This window comes from Ralstonia sp. SET104 (genome assembly GCF_003851545.1).
GTDB lineage: Bacteria > Pseudomonadota > Gammaproteobacteria > Burkholderiales > Burkholderiaceae > Ralstonia.
Window position 1 is genome coordinate 143,292 of the sequence record NZ_BHVX01000006.1, and the last position, 15,736, is coordinate 159,027.

General features: G+C 64.7%; 13 protein-coding genes and 1 pseudogene. 4 read left to right on the top strand and 10 right to left on the bottom strand.

Features of this window, described 5'->3' with window-relative positions; genetic code table 11:
• Positions 1-111: 111 nt before the first annotated feature.
• Entirely contained in the window at positions 112-402 is a 291-nt protein-coding gene (locus PSUB009319_RS09915) for a hypothetical protein (RefSeq protein ID WP_004627354.1), read from the top strand.
• A 45-nt stretch (positions 403-447) separates the two neighbouring features.
• Here the strand turns inward: PSUB009319_RS09915 and PSUB009319_RS09920 are convergent, their stop codons facing one another.
• The 3 genes from PSUB009319_RS09920 to PSUB009319_RS09930 form a co-directional block, all read right to left on the bottom strand.
• The gene (locus PSUB009319_RS09920) at positions 448-1,602 is read right to left on the bottom strand and encodes a Gfo/Idh/MocA family protein (protein WP_124382058.1); all 1,155 of its coding nucleotides are present in this window, start codon (positions 1,600-1,602) and stop codon (positions 448-450) included.
• Between the two features lie 152 nt (positions 1,603-1,754).
• On the bottom strand, positions 1,755-2,099 hold the full coding sequence (locus tag PSUB009319_RS09925) for an antibiotic biosynthesis monooxygenase (protein ID WP_124382059.1): 345 nt from the start codon (positions 2,097-2,099) through the stop codon (positions 1,755-1,757).
• Positions 2,100-2,146: 47 nt separating this feature from the next.
• Positions 2,147-3,298: a cytochrome P450 gene (locus tag PSUB009319_RS09930; protein WP_124382060.1), complete on the bottom strand. Its 1,152-nt coding sequence runs from the start codon at positions 3,296-3,298 to the stop codon at positions 2,147-2,149.
• 88 nt (positions 3,299-3,386) lie between these two features.
• Between PSUB009319_RS09930 and PSUB009319_RS09935 the strand changes: the two genes are divergently transcribed.
• Complete coding sequence (locus tag PSUB009319_RS09935; protein WP_124382061.1) at positions 3,387-4,091, top strand: helix-turn-helix transcriptional regulator; 705 nt, start codon at positions 3,387-3,389, stop codon at positions 4,089-4,091.
• A 43-nt stretch (positions 4,092-4,134) separates the two neighbouring features.
• On the opposite strand, the pseudogene PSUB009319_RS22875 reads toward PSUB009319_RS09935, so the two are convergent.
• From PSUB009319_RS22875 to PSUB009319_RS09945, 3 genes and pseudogenes are all read right to left on the bottom strand, one after another.
• Positions 4,135-4,281 (bottom strand): annotated as a pseudogene (locus PSUB009319_RS22875) (spermidine acetyltransferase); the annotation flags it as partial.
• 84 nt (positions 4,282-4,365) lie between these two features.
• Complete coding sequence (locus PSUB009319_RS09940) at positions 4,366-5,508, bottom strand: PepSY domain-containing protein (protein ID WP_124382062.1); 1,143 nt, start codon at positions 5,506-5,508, stop codon at positions 4,366-4,368.
• Positions 5,509-5,521: 13 nt separating this feature from the next.
• The gene (locus tag PSUB009319_RS09945) at positions 5,522-7,654 is read right to left on the bottom strand and encodes a TonB-dependent siderophore receptor (RefSeq protein ID WP_124382063.1); all 2,133 of its coding nucleotides are present in this window, start codon (positions 7,652-7,654) and stop codon (positions 5,522-5,524) included.
• A 245-nt stretch (positions 7,655-7,899) separates the two neighbouring features.
• Here PSUB009319_RS09945 and PSUB009319_RS09950 point away from each other — a divergent pair, with 245 nt between their 5' ends.
• Entirely contained in the window at positions 7,900-8,997 is a 1,098-nt protein-coding gene (locus PSUB009319_RS09950; protein ID WP_124382064.1) for an oxidoreductase, read from the top strand.
• A complete protein-coding gene (locus PSUB009319_RS09955) occupies positions 8,994-11,105 on the top strand; it encodes a sodium:proton antiporter (RefSeq protein WP_124382065.1) in 2,112 nt (703 codons plus the stop codon). The genes PSUB009319_RS09950 and PSUB009319_RS09955 overlap by 4 nt, the downstream gene beginning before the upstream one ends.
• 6 nt (positions 11,106-11,111) lie before the next feature.
• Here PSUB009319_RS09955 and PSUB009319_RS09960 read toward each other — a convergent pair whose 3' ends face one another.
• The 4 genes from PSUB009319_RS09960 to PSUB009319_RS09975 all read right to left on the bottom strand — a co-directional run bounded on the left by PSUB009319_RS09960 (position 11,112) and on the right by PSUB009319_RS09975 (position 15,587).
• Positions 11,112-12,374, bottom strand: coding sequence for a patatin-like phospholipase family protein (locus PSUB009319_RS09960; RefSeq protein WP_124382066.1), 1,263 nt, complete (start codon positions 12,372-12,374; stop codon positions 11,112-11,114).
• Between the two features lie 32 nt (positions 12,375-12,406).
• A complete protein-coding gene (locus tag PSUB009319_RS09965; RefSeq protein ID WP_124382067.1) occupies positions 12,407-13,192 on the bottom strand; it encodes a 3-hydroxybutyrate dehydrogenase in 786 nt (261 codons plus the stop codon).
• A 47-nt stretch (positions 13,193-13,239) separates the two neighbouring features.
• On the bottom strand, positions 13,240-13,983 hold the full coding sequence (locus tag PSUB009319_RS09970) for an acetoacetate decarboxylase (protein ID WP_124382068.1): 744 nt from the start codon (positions 13,981-13,983) through the stop codon (positions 13,240-13,242).
• Positions 13,984-14,183: 200 nt separating this feature from the next.
• Positions 14,184-15,587 (bottom strand): PLP-dependent aminotransferase family protein, encoded by a 1,404-nt coding sequence (locus PSUB009319_RS09975; RefSeq protein ID WP_124382069.1) that lies wholly within the window; start codon positions 15,585-15,587, stop codon positions 14,184-14,186.
• Between the last annotated feature and the right edge of the window lie 149 nt (positions 15,588-15,736).

The following is a 15,736-nucleotide window of genomic DNA, read 5'->3' on the forward strand; positions in this document are numbered from 1 at the left end:
GGGCGCGTGGGTGCCGCATGTTACGATTTGTCCCTTGGAGCACCGCGCTTTTGGCCTGGTGACGCACTGTCTGACGCGTCCGGCGCAGCGGCTCCGCGAGGAGAAATGAGAATGTGGCGCCGAATCAAAGCGTCCTGGATGGCGATCTTTCTGGTCACCCTGTTGGGTGTCGGGTACTTGTGGATGTACCGTTTTGAGCCGCTGCTCTCCGGCGAGGCGGGCAGCGATGTGTTCGTGTGGGACCGCTGGACCCACCGCGTCTGCGCGCTGACCGACAACGGTGAAGCCACCGAATGGCGCTGCGATAACGCCATGGAAACCGACGGCTCCAGCAGCAACACCAACTCCGATGTCTCGATACGCAAGCGCATGCGCGACGCCGTGCAGCGTATCAAGCTGTAAGCCCCCACGCCCGCCGTTCGTTGCGGGCGTTTTTCCTTGTTGGTTTTACCCCTTGCTGGGCTCGGCCGCATCCACCAGTTCCGGTGAGGACACGGGCGGCAGCCTGCGCACTTGCGTGGTTTCCATGCGGCCTTGACGCTGAAATGGTCCGAGGTTTTGCGGTTGCCCCGATTCCAGCGCGCGTTCAATGGCAGCCAGTACGCGCACGTCTGCCAGGCCCTCTTCGCCGTTGGGTTCGGGCTCACGGTTGTGGAGGATGCAGTCGGAGAAATACTGCAGCTCGCCACCGAACTGATCGGTGGCATCAAAAGCCTGTTCCTGCGTTTTGCCGTCGAGCGTGAGTTGGTACTTCAAGCCCACCCCAAACATAAAGCCCGGTGACACCTCCAAGTCTCCCTTCGTGCCAAGGATGCGGTACTGATCGATACTTGCGCCGCTGTAGCTGACCACAAACTGTGCAACGCGGTGATCGGCAAAGCGCAGCGTCACGCTGACGGTGTCATCGAAGTTGAAGGGCAGATCGGGATCGCGCACGCCGCAGGCCGACACCTCCACCGGCTCTTCGCCAAAGAGATTGCGCACCGCGTTAATGGGGTACACGCCCATGTCCGATACCGGCCCGGCCCAATAGCCATGGTTGGCGCGGTGGTTGGACGGCGCCACCGATTGGCTGAACATGGCCGAGAACGCGCGAATTCGCCCCAGCTTGCCTGCGCGCACGAGTTCGATGGCGGCCAGCGTGGCGGGCTCAAAATGCAGCCGGTAAGCGATCATCAATTTCGCGTTGCCGTTGCGGGCGGCTTCGATCATCGCTTCGCAATCGGCTTCGCTGGTCGCCATGGGCTTTTCAAGCAGAACGTGGATACCGCGTTGCAGTGCCGGCAGGGCGTACTGCCGGTGCATGTCGTTGGGCAGCGCGAGGTAGATCGCATCGATGTCGCCGGAGTTGAGCAACTGATCGTAGTCGGCATAGCCGTGGACGTGCTCGATGCCATAGCGATCGGCCAGTACGGTGGCCTTGGCCTCATCGCCGGTGACCAGCGCGGTAACGATGGAGTTGCCGCTCTGCGCCACACCCGGCAGAAACGCGGCCTGCGAGATCCAGCCGGCGCCGACCACGGCATAGCGTACCGGGCTCCGAACAGTGCGGGCAGGAGCGACTTGCGGCTCACGTTCAGCCTCATGAAAAGCGGTAGACATGACAATTCCTTTGCAATCGTTGCGCATGCAGGCATGCCGATGCCGTGGTGCGGCGTGCTTGGCCGTGCGGGTTCTCTCGGATTAAGCAAAGGTGGTGCCCGGTGAGCGTAAAAAGCGCCACATCGGGCCCGCAGAGGCGCCGTGGCGTGTGCTCAGACGTGCTCGGCGCGGCTGTCGGCAGGGGCCTCGTTGCGCTCGGTCATGCCGTAGTCGCGCACCACGTGGGCAATGCGCAGGCGGTAGTCGGCAAATGCGTGCTCGCGGCCAACATGCTGGGCGCCGCGGTGCTGCTCGAGGTTGCGCCACGCCTTGACGGCCTCTTCATCGCGAAAGAACGACAGCGAGAGCATTTTGTCGGGGTTGGTGATGCTCTGGAATCGCTCCACCGAGATGAAGCCATCGACCTGCTCCAGCAGCGGTTTGAGCCGCGCAGCCAGATTGAGGTAGGTGTCACGCTGGCCTGGTGCGGGTTCGACTTCAAAGATGACGGCGATCATGGCAAGTCTCCTGTGGGTGTTTTCGCGGTGTTTTCGTTCTTGCAGATTCAGGCGTGAAAGCTGGGAATGCGCGCATTGGGCGATGGGCGATACCTGACCTCGGCGACTTCAACCAACTTGCCAAGGCCAGTGAGCCACCGGTCGACATCCGGCAGGCTCAGCAGATGCCGCACCGTTTCGCGCGCGATGATGGTTGCCAATGCATCGGCGGGGCAGCGGTGCGCGCCGCCACCAAATGTCCACAGGCGTGGTTTTGCGCGGTCGATGTCGAAGCGTAGTGGGTCCGGGTTGGTTGTGCCATCCACATTGGCGGCGGCCAGCAGCACGAGAACCTTGTCGCCCGCGCGCAGTGGCTGGCCAAGCAAGGCGACATCGTGTGTGACGAAGCGGCGTGTGTTCTGCACCGGCGCATCGCGTCGCAAGACTTCGTGTACGAAGGGTTCGACGGCTTGCGGTTGTGCGCGCAGCCGGGTGCGCAAGCCGGCGTGCCGCGACAGCGCGACGATGCAGTTGCCGAGCAGCCCGGCGCAGGCGTCGTAGGTTTGTGCGAGCAGGGCGGCGAGGTTGGTGATCTCGGCGTCGTCGTCACCGCTGACGAACGAGGAGCCGGTAAAGCGTTTGCGCAGACGATCGACGGCAGTGTCGGCCTGTGCGACGACTGCCGCGCTGGCACCGGGGCCGAGCGCGGCAAGGTAGGCGGCAATGTCAGTCTGGCAGGCGGGCGTATCGGCATGATCGCCCAGCAGCGTTTGCGCGATCGTGGCGAGCGGCACGCGGAAGTGAGCGTCAGTACCCAGCGCAGCATCCAGGCTCGCTGCGTCGGGCAGCGCAGCATTGGCTTGCCGATGTGCACGCCCAGCCAGTGCGGCCACATCCAACCGGCCCAGCGCGGCCATGACCTTGGCCTTGCGCGCGCTGTGATCCGGCCCGTCGATCTGGCGCACGAGGCTGCCGAAGAAAGCGCCCGTGGATGATGCGGTCACAGCCTTGGGAACGGGTTCATCGGCGGGGCGTACGCGGCAGGCGGTACTACCGAGCACGGTGTCCACCGCATCGGCGCTGGCGGCCACCCACCAGCCGAGGGCGGCATCAAAGGCGAATGGGCGCGTGGCGGCAAGTTCTGCGTAATACAGTGCGGGGTCGGCATGCACGACGGCTTGCAGTGCGTCAGCGGGCGGAGGGATGTCCATGGCAGTCATCAGCGCGGGGTGCGGGAGTAAGATGGCTGCCATTGTCTGGACTGGCCGCTCGCCTGTCACGCGCCAACAGTTTGGTCTCCATCGAACCATGACCGCATCTTCTACCGCCACGCAACCGGATATCGGCCGCGTGGCCGCCACCATTGGTGACCCGACCCGCATCCGCATGCTGTTGCTGTTGATGGAGGGCCGCTCGCTCACTGCAAAGGAGCTTGCGTATGGCGCTGGCGTGGAGCCCGCGACGGCCAGCGCGCATTTGCGCCGCCTTGAGGCCGATGCGCTGATCACCTCTCTGTCGAGCGGGCGCTACAAGTACTTCGGGCTGCGCTCACCGGCGGTAGCGGAGATGATCGAATCGCTGATGGTGGTTGCGCCGGAAAAACCGGCTGACCCGCGCCGTTCGACTGTGCCCGAGAACCTGCGTGCGGCGCGCCTGTGCTACGACCATCTGGCCGGTCAACTCGGGACGGAGGTGTCAGAGAAGCTGCTATCGCGCGGCTGGCTGACGCAGCTCGATGGCACGCACGGCGCCTATGACGTCACGCCCGAGGGGGAGCATGCGCTGGCCGCAATCGGCGTCGACGTGAATGCGCTGCGCAACGGCCGGCGCCGCTTTGCCTACGGTTGCATGGACTGGAGTGAACGCCGCCCGCATTTGGCCGGCGCGCTCGGGGCGGCCGTGGCGGAGCGTTGCATTGCGCTGGGGTGGCTGACGCGGCAGAAGCATTCACGCGCGCTGGAAATGCCCGAAGCCGGGCAGCGTGAACTGTACGCGTGGCTGCACACAGCCTAGGGGCTCGCCGTCGTTAGCCCGCGCCGCGAACCGTCTTCACGTAGTCGCGTTGGTCGTGCACGTGGCGGTCGTCGCGTTGCGAGCGTTCGGTGAAGGTCTCGTAGGGTTCTTCGAACCAGCAGCGCATGATCTTCGCGTCGTTGTTCAACGCGTGCACGAAGCGCAGGTCAGTGCGCTCCAGCGGACGCAGGGAAAGGTCGCGGCTTTTTCAATCACCATGGTGCTGTCCTTGTTGTGTCGAGGGCGCTCGACATCGCGTCGACGCACTGCGTTGTCAGCAAGGACGTGTCGCGGCAGATGCGTGTTTGCGCAACGGTTGTGAGCGTCGGCGCCGGTCGAGATACAGCCACCATCCCGTTGCTGCAAATACCGGCAGCATCAACGCGCCGATCAACACCAGCACAACGCCGATGGGCCCGAAGTAACGTCCATTGTGGAGCGGCAGCATGCCGGCCAGCAACTGCTGCGCTGGTGATTTGCTGGCGAAGGATTCACTGCGGATGACCGCGCCGGTGGCGCTGTCGAGCGTCAAATGGTTGAACGCGCGATCGTGCGGTGCGTCGAGCGCAAGCCAGTTGATGTCGACCTTGCCGGTGCGGGCATCGTCGATGCGCAGAGTGGCTGTTCCGTAGGTCGATGCGTTGGCCAGGAAAGCGTTCCAGGTGCGCTCCAATGCCGCATCGCCAAGCGGCTGTCGCGCGCCCGCCATGGGTTTTGCCTTGGCGACAACCGGCATGCCAGCCAGGCGCTGCAGGCCATCGCGATACCAGTCGTACGCCCAATACAGCCCGCTGAAAGCGGCCAGCAAGTACAGCGGCAGCACCAGCGTGCCGAGTACGGTATGCACGTCCCACCAACGGATGCGGCTGGCACGGCTCCAGCGGATAACCAGCCAGCTACGCCAGTTCGTCACGCGCCGCGGCCAACGAAGATACAGGCCCGACAACGTCATCACCACCAAGCCGATCGTGCTGGCGCCGACGATCTGCTTGCCGACCTCATCAGCCAGCAATGTGCGGTGTAACAGCTTGACGGTGGCAAAGAAACGTTGCGCGCGCGCTTCGGGCAGCAACGTGCCCGTGGCGGGGTCGATGTAGCGCAGCTCCCCGCGGCTGCTGCCATCGTGCTTGGCGGGCGGCCAGGCATACCAGACGCGCCACGGCTTGGTAGGTTCGGATACGGCGGCGATGAAGGTGACGGGGCGCTCGGGCACGGCAGCGCGTGCTCGCGCTGCGACTTGCGGCAGTGTTGGCGGGGGGCCGGTGCGCGCGGGCAGGTTGAGCACGCCGGGGTTGAGCCACCGCAGCAGCTCGTCCTCGTACGCCATCAGCGCGCCGGTGGCGCCAACGACGGCCAGCACCACGCTGGCTGACAATCCGATCAGCCAATGCAGGCGGAAGAGCACCCGTCGCAGCATCGCAGTGCGGCCTTTACATCTTGTAGCGCACGCCCAGCAGCGCCATGCGCGGGGCACCCGGCATGTTGTAGTTATCGGCGCCGCCGTGGGCCGACACGTAGTACACGCGGTTGAACAGGTTCTGCAGGTTCAGCGTGACATCAACGTGCTTGCTGCGATAACCGGCGCCCAGATCCACAGTCATGTACCCCGGCAGCGTTGTCAGGTTGTACTGCGATGCGTAACGCGCGGCCTCCGCACGCACGCCCCCTGCAACGTAGAAGCCGTTCGGCAGATCGTGCTTGAGCCATACCGAACCGCTATGACGCGGCGTAAGCGACGGCTGATTGCCATTGACGGCCACGCCGCCGCTCCTGTCGTTGGGGTTCTCCAGGCGGCCATTCAGATAGGCGTAGCTCGCCATCAGGGACCACGTCTTCACAATCTCGCCCGTGAATGACAGCTCCAGCCCGCGCGTGCGTTGCGTGCCGATGGGCACCCCCAGCAGCGTGACTGGATCGGCGGCCGTCAGGTTGGTCTGCTTCATGTCGAACAGCGCGGCCGTCACGCTGGCACCGGCCGACAGGTCGTACTTGGCGCCGATCTCGTAGTTGGTGGTTGATTGCGGAGCGAGCGCGCTGCTGTTCGGGAAGAACGTAAAGCTATCCGCCAGGGGCTGGAACGAGCGGCTGTACGACGCATACAGCGAGAGCGGCTCGATCGGGTGGTACACAACCCCCAAGCGCGGGCTGACCGGCTTGTCGGTGCGCGACAGATCCACATTGCGCGGGGTCAGGTCGTCACGGCTCTGCTTGAGGACTTCGTAGCGCAGGCCGGCGAGTACCGTCCATTGCGGCGAAAACTTGATCAAGTCCTGCACGTATGCGGCGTACGTCTCGTTGTGCGAGAGACCGTAGTTGGTCGGTACCGCGTTGTCGGGCACGGTCGGCAGTACTCGCAGCGTCGGGTTGAACAGGTTGTAGGTCGTGCTGCCCGACGCGCCGGCCACGCGGTCGCTCTTGTCCTGATAGCCCAGCTCAATGCCGTACAGCAGCGTGTGCTGGATACCCCAGGTCTCGGCCTTCTGCGTCAGCTCGTTCTGCCACAGCGTGCCGCGGTCGCTGCGGTTGCGCTGGTTGACGGCGAGCGTGACGGTCGGGATCGGGCCATCGGTGACGCGGCTGACGGTCGGGTAGTTGTTGCGGCCAAGCGAGTATTCGTAGTTGCGCACCACGCTGTGGAATGACCATTTGTCATTGATGCGGTGGTCCAGCGTGCCCGTCACGCTCTTGACAGTGGATTCGACATTGCCTGCGCCCGCATCGGCCGAGCCGTAGCGCGTGTCGATCGGAACATTCACGGGGCGGCCGCGGTACGACGGCACGCCTTGGTCGGCAATGCGCTTGTCGTGCAGGTAGTCGAACTGCACCGTCAGCTTGGTGTCGGGCGACAGGTTGAACAGGAACGACGGCGAGATCGCCTGGCGGCGCAGAAAATAGTCGTTGCGGAAGCCGCCCGAGTCTTCCACCGCGCCGGTGATGCGCGCACGGATGGCGTCGTCGTTGATGGAGGTGTTCAGGTCAAACTCGGCGCGCTTCTGGCGCTCGGTGCCGACCACCACGCCCACTTCGGCCAGCGGCGTGGCCAACGGCTTCTTGGTCACGCGGTTGATGATGCCGCCCGACGAGCCGCGCCCATACAGCACCGCCGCGGGGCCCTTCAGCACTTCAATGCGGTCGATATTTGACAGGTCACGGAAGTACAGCGAGTCATCGCGCAAGCCGTCGACGTACTGATCGTTGATCGATGAGAAGCCGCGAATGGTCACCTGATCGCGCTGTGCATCCCCCAGCGATGCCGAGACACCCGGCACATTGCGTAGCGTGTCGTTGATCGACAGCGCGCCCTGGTCCTGGATCACTGCGCGCGGCACAACGTTTACCGACTGCGGAATCTCGCGCAGCGGCACGGGAATCTTGGTGGCCGTGTTCGCGATGGGCGTGTCGTAGCTCGTGCTGCTGCGCGTGCCGTTGACGGTGGCGGTGGGCAGCGTGCCGGCATCCGCTGCCGCAAGCGTGTCGGCGGCAGTGGCCACGTGGGCGAACGGCAGCGTTCCAAGGACGGCCAGAGACAGGCACAAACCCTCTCGTCGAAAATTCGGCGGCATTGCAGTTCCCGTAAAGTGAAGAGTTAAACGCCGGTCCTCGCCCTGAGGCCGGCGCTTTCAAAATGTGAAGTCGCAGATAGTAATGAGAACAATTCCCATTTACAAGTGAGTTAGATTGTATTTTTGACGGCAGGCAACGTTTGCTTGCCTGATGCGTCGCAACTTTTCATGGCGTGCTGCAAGATTTTGGGCACAAGATTGCGCATTGAGCGTCACATTCACCTGCTTTCCGCCATTTTTCACACATGTCGCATTCATCACATCAGACGCCGTTGCGGGCCTCTTTGGTGGGCTACGGCTATGCCGGCAAGCTCTTTCACGCCGCCTTGATCGACGCCACGCCGGGCCTGCATCTGCAGGTCATCGGTTCCAACCGGCCCGACGCTGTGCACGCGGATCGGCCAAACGCCGTGGTTTGCGCGCCGGAAGCGGCGGCAACGCACGCGGATGTCGACCTGGTCGTCATTGCCGCCCCCAATGAGCGCCACGCGCCGTTGGCTGAAGCCGCGCTGCGTGCCGGCAAGCACGTTGTCGTCGATAAGCCGTTCACGGTTACGCTGGCGCAGGCGCGGCATCTGGCGCGGGTGGCGCGTGAGACGGGGCGCATGCTGTCGGTCTTCCAAAACCGCCGCTGGGACAGCGATTTCCTCGCCGTGCAAGCGGCAATTGCCAGCGGCGCCATCGGTGACGCCATGCACGTCGAATCGCATTTCGACCGTTACCGCCCGCAGGTGCGTGCGCGCTGGCGCGAGCAAGCCGGGAAGGGCACGGGCATCTGGTTTGATCTCGGCCCGCATCTGGTGGATCAGACGCTGCAACTGCTCGGGCTGCCCGACGCTGTGAGCGCGTCGTTTGCACGCCAGCGCCCTGGGGCCGAGACGCCCGACTGGGCCCATGTCGTCCTGCACAGCGGTGAGCGCCGCGCCATCCTCCACGCGAGCATGCTGGTGGCGGGCGGTGCGCCGCGCTGGATCGTCCACGGCACGCGCGGCTCATTTATCAAGCGCCGGATGGATCCGCAGGAAGCGCAACTGCTGGCCGGCATAACGCCCGGCGCGCAAGGCTGGGGCGCGGATGACGATGCCGGGTTGCTGATCGACGGTGCAACCTCCGCTGAAACCCTTATTGCGGCGCCCGCAGGCGATCAGCGCGCCTACTACGCCGCCGTGTGCGATGCCATCCTTGGCCAGCGCGCGAACCCCGTTCCACCCGTACAGGCCGTGGCGGTGATGGCCGTGCTCGAAGCCGCCGTGGCCGCTGCCGAAACCGGCACCGCTGTCGTGCCAGACCTGACCGACACTGAACGCGCTGATTGGCTGGCCGTGCGGGAGTGCGCCTCGTGAACGGCGTTGTCATCCTGTTGCTGGTGGCGGGCGGTTTGCTCGCTGTGGTGGCGCTGGTGCAGATGCTGGCCTCGCGGCTGACGTTGCCGGAGTCGACATTGCTGGCGCTGGCGGGCATTGGCATCGGCGGCGCGTATGTGGTCGTGCAAAACAGTGCTCCGGCCTTCGCGACCGCGTTCTTCGCGCCGCTGGTTGACCCAAGTTGGCCGGCGGAGGCGTATCTGTGGCTGTTTCTGCCGCCGCTGCTGTTTCAGGCCGCGCTGTCGGTGGATGTGCGCAGCATGGCGCCAGATGCCGCGCCAATCTTGATGCTGGCCATCGTGGCGGTGGCCGTGGCCACGGGGGTGATCGGCCTTGCTGCGGCCGCCGTCACGCCGTTTGGCGTCGTCACGTGCCTGCTGCTCGGCGCGATGATTGCCACGACCGATCCATCCGCAGTGATTGCGGTGTTTCGTGATGTGGGCGCCCCGGCGCGCCTGATCCGGTTGGTAGAAGGCGAGGCGCTGCTCAACGACGCGGCGGCCATCGCCATCATGGGTGTGCTGCTCGCCATGCTGACGGGGCACGGCGGTGATGCGACGGTCGGCACCGGCCTGCGGGAACTGGCCAATGCGTTCGGCGGCGGCGTGGTGTTCGGGCTGTTAGCCGGGCGCATTGCTGCATTCCTGTTGCCGGCGCTGCGCGGCATTGCCCAGGCGGAAGCCGCTTGGACGCTGGCGTTGCCATATCCGCTGTATCTCGGGGCCGAGAACGTGCTTGGCGTGTCGGGCGTGGTATCGGTGGTGTGCGCGGGTCTGGTCATTGGCGCGCTGGGGCGCACGCGGCTGAGCCCTCGCAACTGGTCACATCTGCAACTGATCTGGGAGCAGATTGCTGCGCTGGCGGGGGCCGTGGTCTTTCTGCTTGCCGCGGTGCGCGTGCCGGAGCTGTTGCACGGCGTGGTGTGGAAAGACGCGCTGTGGCTGGCAGTGATCGTGGTGGCCGCGCTTGCCGCGCGCCTCGCGGTGCTGTTCGGGCTGCTGCCTGCGCTGGCATGGTTCAAGCTCTCCGCGCCGGTCAGCCACGCTTACAAGCTGGCGATCGCATGGGGTGGCCTGCGGGGCGCCGTCACGCTGGTGCTGGCGCTGGGGGTGGCCGAAAACCAGGCCGTGCACGAGGTTGACCGCCATTTTGTCACCATTCTCGCCACCGGCTTTGTGCTGGTGAGCGTGCTCTTCAATGGCGCGACGCTGCGTTGGGTGATGCGCCAGCTCGGGCTCGATCAGTTGTCGCCGCAAGAGCAGGCTCTGCAAGGGCAGGCGCTGAACATGTCGACTGAGGAAGTGGAATCGACCATGCGCCGCATCGGCGGGCAGTTCCACTTCACCTCGGGTGCGACGGATCAGGCAGCGCAGGTGTATCGGCGCGAGGTGGCCGCCGGTGCCGTCGGGCTGAACCTTGAAGAAGCGCTGTCCGAACGCGAACGCCTGACCATCGGCCTGGTTGCGCTTGCCACCCGCGAGCGCGAGCTGATTCCTGAGTATGGCAATGGCCTGGTTTCCATCCGCAACCTTGACGCGATGATGCGCAACACCGCTGACATGATCGATGCGGCGCGCACGGAGGGGCGCCTGGGCTACAAGCGCGCATCGCGGCGCATCCTGGCCAAGCATGTGGGTTATCGGGTCGCGGTCCGGCTGCACTATGTGGCGCATATCAGCCGGCCATTGGCCAACGCGCTGGCCGACCGCTTTGAACTGCTGATCTGCCGCCAGACGGTGCTGGAGCGCTTGCGCGCGTACAACCGCGCATCGCTGCAGCCGGTGCTGGGTGAGCGTATGGCGGACGTGCTCGACGGCGTGCTCATCGCCCGGATCGAGGCCGCCGAAGAAGGTCTGGCCGAGCTGCGTGAAAAATTTGGTGATTACAGCGCGGCGCTGGAGCGGCGCCTGCTGGTGCTGTTTGCGCTCTACATTGGCCAGAACAAGATAGACACGATGCTGGCCGAAACGGTGATCTCGAAAGAGGTCTACAAGCAAATCAGCGTGGTAATCCGTCGTGCCTGGACGGCTGCGCTGCCGCGGCCGCCGCTGTCGACTGCACCGCGCGCGCCGGCCGCACCGCAATAGTGAGACTCAGAGCCGCTTGTCTTCCCGCTCCGCGTTTGGATTGCGGTGAATGTCGTGCGTGACGAAGCCTGTGTCGTTGTCCGGCATCTCCAGCCACTCGGGGTGCGAGAGCGATTCGCGAATGTCCGCCAGACCCGAAGCCCAATGGTCGCGCATGGTGGACGGCCCGAACTGGATGTCTTTGCCTGGGCCTTCGTGCTCCTTGGCCGCGTAGATGAGGTGGAAGACGTTGTAGCGCTTGGTGCAGGACAGCTCTTGCGCGTGCTTGTACCACTGCGTGCGCGCAAACTCCTTTTCCGGCAGATGCTCGAGCATCTTGCGAACCAGGCGTCGCGTCGATTGGGAGCGTTCCATCCAGTCCGTCACAAGCCGCGTTCTGCTGGAATACTGCAGATCCTTCTGCCGGCTTGCCACGCCAATCATGGTGTCGGGCACGGGGCCCAGCGCACTCCACAAGTCCACCTGAAACACCAGCGTGTCGCGGCGCGGCTTGGCGCCCAGCACGTACGACAGCGGCGTGTTGGAGACGACACCGCCATCCCAGTAATACTCGCCGTCGATCAGCACGGGCGGAAAGCCCGGCGGCAGCGCGCCCGATGCCATGAAGTGCTCGGCGCGCAGGCGGCGCTCGGTGTTGTCGAACGCCTCCAGGTTGCCGGTGCGCACGTTCACGGCCCCCACTGACACGCGGATACCGCCATCGTTGATGCGATCGAAATCGCACAGGCGTTCCAGTGTGGCTTTGAGCGGCGTGGTGTCGTAGTAGCTGGCATCGAGCGGATCGACCTCGTTGGCAGGCAGCGGCGGCGGAATGCGCGGCGTGAAAAAGCCACGCTGGCCTTCGAGCAACGTGTCGGCGGCCTGCATGGCGGTCAGCCATTTGCGCAGGTGCATGTGGCCGTCAAACCAGGCGTTTTCCAGGATGTCGGGCAGCGGCGGCGAGAAACTCGGCTGCGTAATCGTCTGCCAGAACTCGCGCAGCTTTGCTTGTCGATGCTCGGGCGCATTGCCCGCGATGATGGCCGTGTTGAGCGCCCCGATGGAGATGCCCGCAATCCAGTTCGGCACGATGCCGGCCTCGTCCAGCCCCTCGAACACGCCGGCCTGGTACGAGCCAAGCGCGCCGCCGCCTTGCAGCACCAGTGCGATGTTCTCGTACGCCGGCAGCACGATGCGCTGTGCCGTGGTGAGCGGTGCATCTGCCGGGCGCGACGATTCTGCCGGGGTGGGCCGCTTGCTTGCGGCCACGCGTAGTTTGGGTGCGGGCATATCTCCTCTAACCTCCTTGCGTGTGCAGATAGTTACTGCATGAACCAGCCGTGGCTGACCACGAACGATTGGCCCGTCAGTGCCGCGCTTGGGAACGCGGCCAGGAAGCGCACCGTCTCGGCCACGTCTTCCACCGTGGTGAATACGCCGTCCACGGTATCACCGAGCATGACCTTTTTCACGACCTCTTCTTCGCTGATGCCGAGCGCCTTCGCTTGCTCGGGAATCTGCTTTTCGACCAGCGGCGTGCGCACAAAGCCCGGGCACACCACGTGCGAGCGCACGTTATGCGCCGCGCCTTCCTTGGCCAGCACCTTGTTCAGGCCCAGCAGCGCGTGCTTGGCCGCCACATAGGCCGACTTGAGCGGCGAGCCCTCGTGCGAGTGCACCGAGCCCATGTAGATGACCACACCGCCGCGGTCATCCTTGTACATGTGGCGCAGCGCTGCACGTGTGGTCAGAAACGCGCCGTCGACATGGATGGCCTGCATCTTCTTCCAGTCGGCAAACGAATAGTTCACGAACGGGTTGACGATCTGGATGCCTGCGTTCGATACCAGGATGTCGATCGAGCCGAGTTCTTCGGCCACGCGGTCGATGCCGCTGTCGACGGCTTGCTCGTCGGTCACATCCATGCGCAAGCCGATGGCGCGTCCGCCGGCATCGGTGATCTCTTGGGCGACAGCCTTGGCGCCGTCTTCGTTCAAGTCAACGATGGCGATGGCTGCGCCCGAATTGGCGAGCGTGAGGGCGATCTGCTTGCCGATGCCGCTGGCGGCACCGGTGACGACGGCGACTTTGCCTTTCAAATCAGACATGTGTGTACTCCGAGGGTGGACGGAAAAAGCGTGGCGTTGGGCGGGCATTACTGCGCGAGGTAATCGAACACGACCTCGCCCATGCCAAGGGTCAGGTCTGCAATGATGTGCCGGGCTTCGACAATTTCCAGCACCGGCAGTTCGGCCACCGGCGCCAGCGCGTGGTGTGCCAGCTCCAGCGAGGCCGGGCCCGTCCAGGCGCCTTTTATGTCGATATCGACCATGTAGTTGCGCGACAGCTCGCAGATACGGGCGGTTTTGCCGTCTACATGCGGGATGATCTTGAGCAGGAAATTGGGGCGCTCCAGACGACGCTTCTGTTCGGCCAAGTCCAGCTCGCGGTGCTTGTAGCCCATGGTGCCCGTGGCCACACGCACGGGGCCGTAGTCGAGCGTGCCGATCAACGTGTCCTTGTCGGTCTCCAGCCTGGGCGAGGCGAGCTTCTTGGGAAAACCCCACATCTCGCGGCCACCGGCCAGGGGCGGGTGGTCGTCCAGGTACATCGCCAGCGTGTAGGTGCCGGGCTTGCCTTCGTAGGTGACCGGGATCACCTGCCCGCTCTCGGTGTAGTCGCCAAAGCCGGTGGAGTCGGCCATGCGGATGAACTCATAGGCGACCAGCGGTTCGGGCACTTCCAGCGGCTCGGGCACCATGGCGCGCAGCTTGGCCGGGTCAGTGCGGTACGTGATGATGAAGAACTCGCGGTGGATAAAGCGGTACGGGCCGGGCGGGTAGGCAGGGCTCGTGAGCGGCATCGCGAAGGCGGTTTCGCGGACGGTCTTGATGTCCATGGCACTCCTTGTGCAGAGGATAGGCTGCAGGTGGCGTTGAGGATGGGGGCGCGGCGCAAGAGAACGGTAGGCGACAGCGCATCGTGTCGCGCGTTTGTGACGCTGCAACCTTCCGTTCATGCAAATTTCACGTTTGCGTGCCGGTCACGTGACTGATTGCATGCAAATACGTCATTGCGGCGTATGCGCAGCAACCCCGATCAGGCTTGCGAGAGGAACTCCCACAGCGCCGGTTCAGCCGAGTAAGCCACGTTAAAGCGCAGCCACGGACTGGCCTCGTCCTGCGGCCGGAAATACTGCCCCGGCGCGAGCCAGATGTTGTGCGCAATGGCCTTGTCGGCCAGAGCGGCGGCATCCGCATGGCCCGGCAGCCGCGCCCAGAGAAAGAGTCCGCGCCCCGGCGTGTCGAATGGCTCGGCACCGTGTTGGCGCATGAGGGCTTCGGCGTGTGTGTGGGCCTCGGCCAGCCGCGCAATCAGCCGCGCCACGTGTTCTGCATAGATGGGGCGCGTGACGAACGCGTGCACGATACGCTCGGTGATCTCTGATGAGGTGAGCGCCACGGCCATCTTGGTGCGCGCCAGCTCGCGCGTGATGGCGGCATCGGCCACCACGTAGCCCGCACGCAATGATGGCGAGATCGTCTTCGAGAAACCGCTCACGTACAGCGTGCGGCGCAAGCCGTCGAGCGCAGCCAGCATGGGTGCGGCGGGGTCGGCGAGTTCGCGGTGCAGATCGTCTTCAACGATCCACAGGCCGTGCTGTTCGGCCAGTTGCAGCACGCGGTAGGCGTTCTGCGCGGTCATCGAAGAGCCGGTGGGGTTCTGCAGCACCGAGCTCGTGAAAAGGGCGCGCGGCCGATCGGCATCATCGGCGCGCAGGATGGCTTCCAGTGCCACAGTGTCGAGTCCGTCCGGCGTGCGCGGCACCCCGACCACGCGCAGACCGGCCAGCTTGAGCACCTGGAGCACGTTGCAATAGCCCGGATCATCCACTGCTACGACGTCACCGGCCTTGAATAAGGTGCGCACGATCAGATCCAGTGCCTGCGTGGCCCCGCTGGTCAACAACACTTGCGAGCGCTCCACCGGCAGCCCCCGCAGTGCAAGCGACTGCGCCACGTATTCACCCAGCGGCGCGTACCCCCACGGATGTCCGTAGCCCGCCACGCGAAGCGCGGAAACGCGGCTCACCGCACGCATCGCCTCCTGCACACCGCGCTCGTCCAGCCAGTCGTTCGGCAGCCAGCCGCAGCCCGGCTTGATGGCGATGGAGCGATCGGCAAACACATCCGACAGCAGCCACGCGGCGTTGAGCGTGGGCGGCTCCCAGCGCGGGGCCACCGGCGCGGGCTGGGTGGATGCGCGCGCCGACACCAGATAGCCCGAGCGCGGCCGCGCCACGATGGCGCCCAGTGCCGCCAGCCGTGTATAGGCCTCTGCCACCGTGAAGGTGCTTACGTCGTGCGCCTGGGCCAGCTTGCGCACGGACGGCAGCCGCATGCCTGGCAACAGGGTGTGGTTGTCGACCGCCGCACGAATGCCTTGGATGATCTGGTCGACCAACGTACGCTGGGGATGAGAAGGATCGAGTTCGAGTTGCATGTTGCGATGCGGCAAGAAAGCGCGCGAAAGGTGCGCGCCTATACAGTTTCTTATAGAACCGTCATCTGTGCATGTCCGTGTGACATTCGACTCTGTACAGTTTGCCTCAACCGCTGGCTTGCCAGTTCGTTCCATTTCCGCTGTTTTTT